This window comes from Streptomyces anatolicus (assembly GCF_019400875.1).
GTDB classification, from domain to species: Bacteria; Actinomycetota; Actinomycetes; order Streptomycetales; family Streptomycetaceae; genus Streptomyces; species Streptomyces anatolicus.
The window spans coordinates 1-2,457 of sequence record NZ_WMBF01000699.1 but is presented as its reverse complement, the minus strand read 5'-3'; the positions used below and the strand labels follow the sequence as shown (position 1 = coordinate 2,457).

The 2,457-nt window shown below is 71.2% G+C and carries 3 protein-coding genes; all 3 read left to right on the top strand.

The features are described from left to right. The first annotated feature begins 184 nt into the window (after nucleotides 1-184). The 3 genes from GKQ77_RS31520 to GKQ77_RS31510 all read left to right on the top strand — a co-directional run bounded on the left by GKQ77_RS31520 (nucleotide 185) and on the right by GKQ77_RS31510 (nucleotide 2,374). Nucleotides 185-505, top strand: coding sequence for a DUF6412 domain-containing protein (locus tag GKQ77_RS31520; RefSeq protein ID WP_219692534.1), 321 nt, complete (start codon nucleotides 185-187; stop codon nucleotides 503-505). 117 nt (nucleotides 506-622) lie between these two features. Next, a complete protein-coding gene (locus tag GKQ77_RS31515) occupies nucleotides 623-1,372 on the top strand; it encodes a YidC/Oxa1 family membrane protein insertase (protein ID WP_219692533.1) in 750 nt (249 codons plus the stop codon). Between the two features lie 144 nt (nucleotides 1,373-1,516). Beyond that, on the top strand, nucleotides 1,517-2,374 hold the full coding sequence (locus tag GKQ77_RS31510) for a fumarylacetoacetate hydrolase family protein (RefSeq protein ID WP_219692532.1): 858 nt from the start codon (nucleotides 1,517-1,519) through the stop codon (nucleotides 2,372-2,374). Nucleotides 2,375-2,457: the final 83 nt, after the last annotated feature.

Genomic DNA, 2,457 nt, shown 5'->3' with positions numbered 1-2,457 from the left:
GGGTGGGGGTTGGGGTTCAGGTTCGCGTTCAGGTTCGGGTTCGGGTTCAGGTTTGGTTCGGGGCTCGTCGGGTGGTGCTCTGGTGGGTGGTGCTCCCCCGCCGATCCTGTATAACCGAATCCGTACAGCCGTACAGCCATACAGCCGAAAACGTGAGCGACCACCGCGGGAGAGGAGGCCCACCATGCACGCACTGCTGCGTGACGTGAAAGCCGCCGCGCGCCCCGCCCTGCTCCTCCTCTTCCTGCTCGTCGAGGTCGTCCTCGTCGACAGCTCCGGCCTCACCGCCGCCGTCGCGCTCGCCGCGACCGCCGCCGCCGGGGCCGCGCTCGCCGTCTGTTCCGTCATCGCCGCGCGCTGCGCGCCCGCCGTGCCCCGCACCCGCGTGCGCACGGCCATCCGCGACCGTGAACGGCGTACCGCCTTCCTGCCCCAGCGCGACCCCGACGCCCGGGGCCGCAGGCGACCCCGAGCACCCGGCCGTCCCCTCCTGACGGCCGCGTAGGGGACCCCGCACCTACACCCGCACACGCGCCCCTCGTGGGCCGTCACGCCGAGTCGACTCCGCGCCGCCGAGTCGACCTCCTTCCCCGGCACGACGGAACCCTCGGAGGGCTTCTCCATGTCCGACCTCTTCTCCCTCTTCGCAGACCTGGTCGCGCACCTCGCCGACCTGCTCGACCCGGTCTTCCACGGCTCGGCGACCGCCGCCGCGATCGTCGTCTTCACCGCCTGCGTACGACTCCTCGTGCTTCCGCTCTCGCGCGCCTCGGCCCGTGGTCAGAAGGCGCGCGCCAAGCTCTCGCCGCGCATCGCCGAGCTGCGCAAGAAGCACGCCAAGAACCCCGAGCGGCTGCAGAAGGCCGTCCTCGAACTGCACCGCGAGGAGAAGGTCTCCCCGCTCTCCGGGTGTCTGCCGAGTCTCTTTCAGTTGCCTGCCTTCTTCCTGCTCTACCAGCTCTTCTCCGGCGGGGACGCCGGTGCGCTGCTCGATCACACCCTCGGCTCGGCGCCGCTGGGCGGTCGGTGGATGGACGCGCTGGCCGACGGCGGGCTCTTCGGGGCGCCGGGTCTCGTCTATCTGGCGCTGTTCGTGATCGTCGCCGCGGTCGCCACGTTCAACTACGGGCGGACCAAGCGGCAGATGGCGGCCACTCCGCTGGTGCCGGACGGCGACCAGCAGGTGCCGGGCATGGGGGCGATCACCAAGGCCATGCCGTTGATGTCGTTCATGACTCTGGTCACCGTGGCCGTGGTGCCGCTCGCCGCCGCGCTCTATGTCGTGACCAGCATGACCTGGAGCGCCGTCGAGCGGGCGGTGCTCTACCGGGACATGCCGCACGGGGCGCCCCTCCCGGCTGCCGCCGGGTGACCCGTGACCCCTCCTGGCTACCGCCCAGTAAGGGTCCAGTACGTGAACGGGGTATTGCGGAGCGGACAGCGAGCTTGGACGATCGACCAAACCTCCGATGGCCGCAACCCATCGGCCGGGCTACCGAAGGAATGGAGTTCGACCATGAAGCTGCTGCGAGTCGGAACGGCCGGGGCGGAGCGTCCGGCGCTGCTCGACGCCGAGGGGACCCTGCGGGACCTGTCGGGGATCGTCACCGACATCGACGGGGAACTGCTCGCCGACGCGGACGCCCTCGGCCGGATACGGGCCGCCGCCGACTCCGGGAAGCTCCCCGTCCTCGCCGCCGCGGGGCTGCGCGTCGGGCCGCCGGTCGCGCGCATCGGCAAGGTCGTCTGCATCGGGCTCAACTACCACGACCACGCCCGCGAGACGGGCGCCGAGCCGCCCGCCGAGCCCGTCGTCTTCTTCAAGGCGGCGGATACGGTGATCGGCCCGGACGACACCGTCCTGGTGCCGCGCCGGTCGGTGAAGACCGACTGGGAGGTCGAGCTGGCCGTGGTCATCGGACGTACGGCCCGTTATCTCGGGTCGCACGAGGAGGCGCTCGCGCATGTCGCGGGGTACGCGGTGGCGCACGACGTGTCCGAGCGCGAGTTCCAGATCGAGCGGGGCGGCACCTGGGACAAGGGCAAGAACTGCGAGACGTTCAACCCGCTGGGTCCCTGGCTCGTCACCGCCGACGAGGTGCCGGACCCGCAGGCGCTTTCCCTGAAGCTCTGGGTCAACGGCGAGCTGAAGCAGGACGGCACGACCGCCGACCAGATCTTCCCGGTGGCCGAAGTGGTGCGGTACGTGAGCCAGTTCATGACGCTGTACCCCGGTGACGTCATCAACACCGGTACGCCGGCGGGCGTGGCCATGGGGCAGCCCGAGCCGAAGCCGTATCTGCGGGCCGGGGACGTCGTGGAGCTGGAGATCGACGGGCTCGGGCGGCAGCGGCAGCAGTTGAAGGACGCGTAGGCGGCGCCAGCGTGCAAGTCGGCCCCACGGATAAGCGGCCCCCGCGGGGTAAGCCGGCCCTCCCCCGCTAGCCGGCCCCACGG